The 6,141-nt window shown below is 42.5% G+C and carries 5 protein-coding genes; 3 read left to right on the top strand and 2 right to left on the bottom strand.

All coding sequences use genetic code 11. The features are described from left to right. Positions 1–370 precede the first annotated feature (370 nt). Positions 371–3,181, top strand: a complete 2,811-nt coding sequence (locus tag EHS15_RS06475) for a fibronectin type III domain-containing protein (protein ID WP_135759730.1) — start codon at positions 371–373, stop codon at positions 3,179–3,181. Between the two features lie 18 nt (positions 3,182–3,199). On the opposite strand, the gene EHS15_RS06470 is transcribed toward EHS15_RS06475, so the two are convergent. Continuing rightward, the gene (locus EHS15_RS06470; RefSeq protein ID WP_135759729.1) at positions 3,200–4,150 is read right to left on the bottom strand and encodes an SDR family NAD(P)-dependent oxidoreductase; all 951 of its coding nucleotides are present in this window, start codon (positions 4,148–4,150) and stop codon (positions 3,200–3,202) included. A gap of 55 nt (positions 4,151–4,205) precedes the next feature. Then, a complete protein-coding gene (locus EHS15_RS06465; protein WP_210416309.1) occupies positions 4,206–4,742 on the bottom strand; it encodes a TetR/AcrR family transcriptional regulator in 537 nt (178 codons plus the stop codon). Positions 4,743–4,836: 94 nt separating this feature from the next. On the opposite strand from EHS15_RS06465, the gene EHS15_RS06460 reads away from it, so the two are divergent. Then, complete coding sequence (locus tag EHS15_RS06460; protein ID WP_135759728.1) at positions 4,837–5,643, top strand: helix-turn-helix domain-containing protein; 807 nt, start codon at positions 4,837–4,839, stop codon at positions 5,641–5,643. A 26-nt stretch (positions 5,644–5,669) separates the two neighbouring features. Beyond that, positions 5,670–6,140, top strand: a complete 471-nt coding sequence (locus EHS15_RS06455) for an ankyrin repeat domain-containing protein (RefSeq protein ID WP_135759727.1) — start codon at positions 5,670–5,672, stop codon at positions 6,138–6,140. Position 6,141 lies beyond the last annotated feature (1 nt).

Raw genomic sequence — 6,141 nt, 5'->3', positions numbered from 1 at the left:
ATTCTACTTTGGACTTTACAAGTCCTATGGAATTTCGTAAGATATATGATCAAAGGATTGCTTGATTTTTCTGTCCGAATTATTGTAGGAACTCCATAGACCCGCCACCCATTGCGCTCTATCTAACACGAGTTTTTTCCTTTGACAATTTCATTCTCTGTTTTCAAAAATTTTTTCAAATTCTTTTCACCTTTTTGCCCATTCTCTTTCACCTAATCCGTGGCGCACTGCCAGAACTGTGCGCTAATTCTTGTTTTATGGAATAAAAAATAGAATTCTCGTTTGATGATCTCATTATTTTCCTTTTATATATCCTAAAATAGGATATATTGACGTTCATCTTTAGATTTTATTTGAAAATAGGAATGTTATGAAGTCTTTTCTTTTCGTCCTCTCCTTATTCGTCTTTTGGATTCATTGTTCCGGAAAGATGCCCCAAAATAATGCGGTTCCGATGTTTCTTTTACTTGGATTAGGTGGTGCTAGCACTTCTTCTTCGGAAACTGCCGAGGCTCTCAATCCTTTGGTTCCCGGTCAGGCCGTTAATCTCAATGGTGGACATGGAAATGTGACTGGTACAGTCATCGATACGGATGGAGACGGAATCCCCGATGGAATTTTGATTGCAGGAAGTAACCCTTCCGGTGATTCACCTAACATGATTTTAATAGATTCGAATGGTGACGGAGTTTGGGACGGAGTAGACGTGGATGGCGATGGTCAAATCGACTATTACATTTCGTATGCAGAAGACGGATCCATTCGACTCACTACTGCTCCGAACGGGGGAGGAAGTCCTGTCGTTGTGATCCCCGGACAAGGGTTTGACACGAACGGAGATGGAATTGCCGATAATCCGATTTTGTCTTTGCTTTCCGGGGATACAACTCCTCCGATTGCATCTATTTCTCCTGCGGCAGGTGTGTATCCGAATGCGCAGAATCTTACCATTCAATGTTCGGATAATGTTGCCTCCGGACATATTTTATATACCATCAATGGAACTGTTCCCGGTTTTGTTCCGATCGTAGGTAATCTAAGAAATCCACCTAGTACAAGTTTGTCTATAGGAGGAGGCGGAAATGGAACTTATACGGTTCGTTATCTTTGCAGGGATTTAGCTGGAAATGTCGGATCCATACAAACAGAAGTATATGAAATAGACGACCATGTCCCTGGAGTAACTGCCAGTTTGAGTTCTTCTTATGTAAGTAATTCTTCCGGGGCGATCCAAACATCTCAATTGACTTGGTCGAGTGATAAAACGGGAACATACCAGATCAAAAGAGGAGGTACAGACTGTTCGGATGGAAATCTAATTTCCAGTGGTAATATCACTGCCTCCGTTTCGAATACTTCTACGACTATTGCTGCAAATACATTGACTTTGGGAAATAATACGATCCGTATTTGCGTAACTAATCCTAATAACGGTTATATCGGCTCTCATTCCTTGGTTTTGGTTCGGGATGATACCGCTCCTAATGTTACTGTGAGTCCGGCAGGAGGGACGTATGCGATTTTAGTTTCCGCTTCCTTAACTTGTTCGGATGCGGGTGGTGCAGGATGCGATAGAATCGTTTATTCTTCCCAGACAGGGACTCCTCCCTCCGATCCGAATTTATCCGGAGTGAATGGGAATATCCTCTCGGGAAGTTTATACACCGGTTCGATCCCAACTACAGACGGTGCGACCAGTTTTATCAAATACATTGCCAGGGATCGTGCCGGAAATTTATCTTCTGTATCTAGTGTTAGTTATGTGGTGGATACGGTGGTTCCCGTTCCTCTCGAACTCAGCCTTCAAGGAGGAGGAACCGAGGTTTTGGCACAATGGGCTCCCGTTCCAGGTGCTACGGAATATAGAATTTATTACGGGACAATAAGTCCGGTGACATTGTCACATGCGAACGTCTCCGGGATTACTACCAACTATCATAAATTAACCGGACTTTCTCCGAACACTACTTATTATGTAAAAGTGGAAGCAAGAAACGATGTAGGAGGAGTGAGTCCTCTTTCCGCCGAACAACCGGTATTGACTGCATCGAATCCTCCCGGGACTGCGTCTTTAGGGTTGCATGTAGATATTTCTTCGGGGCAAGGGGCAGAATCAGGAACTGCTCCTTATATTTTAATCAATCCTTCCACACGTAAACTTTTAGCCGTTGTAAATAACGGAGCCAATGGAAGGAGACCGGGGCTTTTTATTTGTGATTTAGATGGCTCCAATTGCTTTTATAGAGATATCTCTGCAGGACAAGGAGAAAATTCCGGATATGTTCCTTTCGCTTTAATCGATTCCTTATCCGGAAAACTTTTGGTCGTAACTGCGAATAGTTCCGTTTCATCAATGAAGCCTAGTTTATTTCGTTGTGACTTGGACGGTACAAACTGTTCTCACCATGACATTTCTGCCGGTCAAGGGTCTGGTTCCGGTTATCGTCCTTCGGCAGTGATTGATACTTTGAATCGGAAACTTCTTGTTGCGGCCGCAAATATGGGCAATAGCGGAAAGATAGGATTGTATCGTTGCAATTTGGACGGTTCCAATTGTACTCATACGGAAATCAGCAATGGAAACAATACAGGATTGAATCCTAATATGAAAATCGATATGGTCAACAAACAGATATTCATTGTGAGTGCCAATCTGGCCGCTGCCTTTCGACCTAGTCTCTTTCGATGCAACTTGGATGGTTCTAACTGCAGTCATTCTGATATTTCTGCAGGGCAGGGGGATTCTTCGGGCAACTCTCCTTTTCTAGAACTGGATCTGCTTTCGCATAAAGTGCTAGTTGTTACAACGAATTTGGCAAGCGGTGGAAACGGAAATGGGAAACCGGGATTGTTTCGATGTGACTGGAACGGAACAAATTGTACTTATACAGATATATCTTCCGGCCAAGGGGCGAATTCAGGAGTAGATCCTCGTTTGATTGTGGATTCTTTGTCTGGAAAGTTATTGGTGATCACTACGAACCAAGCGAATCAATCTAAGCCGGCTTTGTTTCGCTGCAACCTTGATGGTACAAACTGTACTTATTCGGATCTATCTTCCGGGCAAGGGAATTCTTCCGGCAATGAACCGGGAGCAGTGATTGATCCTATTTCTGGAAAATTATTGGTAGTGACTAAAAATGGAACCAATCAAAGTAAACCCAGTCTCTTTATTTGGTAAGAGACCGGGCTCAAGAGGTTATTTTTTATTTGATGCAAGGAAAGAAAAAGTTTCTTTTAAACCTTCAGGAAACGGTGTGAAAGGAATTGCGCCGATTTCTTTTTCGTATTGGGTTCCACTCAGTATGAGTGGATCTTGCATCAAATATAACATCTCCACCACTTCTTTTAAAAAAGAATCGAAGATCCCTAGAACGGATAAAGTGATTCTCCCTATAGGAATCAATCTTCCTTTTTTTCCCGTAATGTGTTTGGCGATCTCTGCAATTTCGAGTGCGGAGATTGTTTTTCCCGGGATATGCCAATTTCTTCCGTAGGAACTTTCCTTTTTCGCTACTTCAATGATCATTTTCGCTGCATCAGGAAGATAAACATATTCCCGATTCACTTTCGTGTCCCCTATAAAGATGGCCGGTTTTCCTTCCACCAAACCTTTCAAAGTCGGATTGAGATAAGCATTTTGACTTGTAGGTCCGTAATAGTCTGGCAATCGGACAATCAAAGGTTTTGCTTTTTTCCAGCGTTCCGAAAAGATCAGATTTTCCATTTCGAGTCTGATTTTTCCTTTTTTCGAATTCGGAGTTTTCGGATGAGTTTCTTCAACCGCATAACCTGGATTTGGTCCATAAACATAAATTCCATCTACGATTACTATTTTTTTCCCGTCCGCCGCCGCTTTCATTACACTTTCCGCAAGCAGCATTGACTTTGCGGCCATTTCCTGGTAAGGCACATTGCTTGCTTGGAAAATCACATCCGCATCTTTCGCGACGTCTCGAACTCTTTCCCAGTCGAATACATCTCCTAGGGCCAGTTCCAAACTTTTTGGGTTTCCTAATTCTTCTCTCAGTGTTTCCAGAGAAGTTTTGTTTCTCCCGAACGCAATTGTAGGAACTCCTACTCGCACCAACTCCTGAACGAGGGCTTTGCCTGTCCCTCCCGTTGCTCCTAATACCAACACTTTTTCCATTTGGGATCTCCTTATGTTTATTGATTAATCAATCACAAAATTCCTAAAAAAATTTTTAAAACTTCAGCTCTGGCAAATCCAAAACCAAGGTCAGATTGCAAAAGATTCCCTTGGCTAAAAATACCTTGGCTGTCATTTCCGGATCTGGAATCCCTGCGCTCGTAAATTTTTTCACCACCATGATGTAGAGCTGAAGGAAGGATTCTTGGGTTTTTTGCCGTATGGATGGTTCCGAAATTCCAAAGGCTTGGGTTTGTAAATGGATTTCGTCCGGAAAATCGATCATCAATTGTTCGTAGGCGGAAATCATCTGTTTTTGGAGGTCTTCTCCCACTTGGATCTTTTCAAATTCCGATTGGATTCGTTCGAAGGCCTCTTCCAAAGCGGCCAAAAACAGCTCTTCCTTGGATTTGAAAAATTTAAATACATAGGGCTGGGAGATGGAAGCAGAGGCGGCAATGTCTGCCGTAGTAGCCTTATAAAATCCTAACCTAGCAAACACTTGCACGGCTGCCTTTAGGATTTCCTCCTTTCTTGTTTGGCTTGTGGTACTTCCGTTTTCTTTCATTAAGTTTAGTGATTGATTAATCACTAAACACCTCATTCATCCTCTCCGTCAACCAAAAAAATGAAACGAAAATCACTAGAAGGATGTATCTTTCTGGTCCTTCGATCAGAATTGTTTTATGGTTTGGTTTGGGAAACCTCATCCTTCTTTGTCCCGATGGGTGAAGGAATATTGGAGTTGGGAAAACGTATCCTCGGACGATCTTCCTTGGATTTTTCCTTCTTACGAACCAGAGCTGGTTCTGCATTGGGGAACACCTCCTGTTGTGGTGAGGGAGGATTTGTCGGAGGTACCACTGACTCGGATCCATTGGGTAGGCCCTCAGACAAAACGCTGGAAGATCAAATCCGAGACGACTTTGCATTTGGTATCCGTGCGGTTTTTCCCTGGGGCGTTGTATGAACGTTTTTCCATTTCAGGCGAGGAATTGGTGAATGAATTTGAAGATGCAGCGGCGCGATTTTCTTCGGATGTTGATTTTCCTCTTCCCTCTATGGAACCGAGCCTTCTTACCGAATCTTTGAACTCTTTGATTTTATCGATGTGGGAAAAACGCTCAGAAGTTCCCGATTACGCCAAGTTAGCGTTAGTTGCCTTTATGCGGGGAGAAACCAAAATCGATTCTTTGGCGGAGCGTCTTAGGATTTCCAGAAAACAATTGAATCGTAAGTTTAAGGAAATATACGGCCTTTCTCCTAAGGATTTTAAAGGGATGCACAGAATGCTGAATTTGATTCGAGACCCTTCCCATTATAAGGATCGAAATGCGAAACTGAGGCTGACGGATCTCGCCTATCAATCGGATTATTCCGATCAGTCTCATCTCATCCATGATTTTAAATCCGTTTCAGGTCAGCTGCCCAAAGAATGGTTTGAATTTTATGATAAAATGTCCCATTTTTACAATTATGATCTTTCTTCTTAATTTATCATGGGAGATAAGGTAACCGTATGATGCAGTTGATATCGAATTTTTTTACAAAGATTAGAAACGAAGTTCGCTACAGGAATTTGGTTCGTTCTTTGGCGGCGGAAGATAAACTTCAATTTCAAAAAGATTTGGATCTTTTGCGAAAAGAACCGAATTTCCTTGCTTCGGCGAATGTTCTTTTAGGAATCGTTTGTGCGGAATCGAACGATATATATTTTCTTGAGACTCTTTTGGAAGCAGGATTAAACCCGAATGTTCCTAACGAATCCGGAATTTATCCTATTCACACCGCTGTGGAAAACGGCAAATTGGATGCGGTAAAAATTTTATTGTCTCACGGAGCCGATCCGGATGCGGAAGATCCTAGAGGAGTCACTCCTCTTCATATCGCAAATAGTTATGATGGGTTAGGTGAGGTCTCCGACCTGCTTTTGGCAAATGGCGCCAATCCGAACAAAAGGGATAAGATCGGAAAAAGATATCTGATGTAAT

The sequence above is a fragment of the Leptospira idonii genome (assembly GCF_004770995.1).
Lineage (GTDB): Bacteria > Spirochaetota > Leptospiria > Leptospirales > Leptospiraceae > Leptospira_A > Leptospira_A idonii.
The sequence above is the reverse complement of the archived record's forward strand: the minus strand, read 5'-3'. Positions and strand labels throughout refer to the sequence as shown.

What these genes read in the sequence shown, in the direction of transcription:
- EHS15_RS06475 (WP_135759730.1), top strand. Translation starts at nt 371, where the DNA reads ATGAAGTCTTTTCTTTTCGTCCTCTCCTTATTCGTCTTTTGGATTCAT.
- EHS15_RS06470 (WP_135759729.1), bottom strand. Translation starts at nt 4,150, where the DNA reads ATGGAAAAAGTGTTGGTATTAGGAGCAACGGGAGGGACAGGCAAAGCC.
- EHS15_RS06460 (WP_135759728.1), top strand. Translation starts at nt 4,837, where the DNA reads ATGGTTTGGTTTGGGAAACCTCATCCTTCTTTGTCCCGATGGGTGAAG.
- EHS15_RS06455 (WP_135759727.1), top strand. Translation starts at nt 5,670, where the DNA reads ATGATGCAGTTGATATCGAATTTTTTTACAAAGATTAGAAACGAAGTT.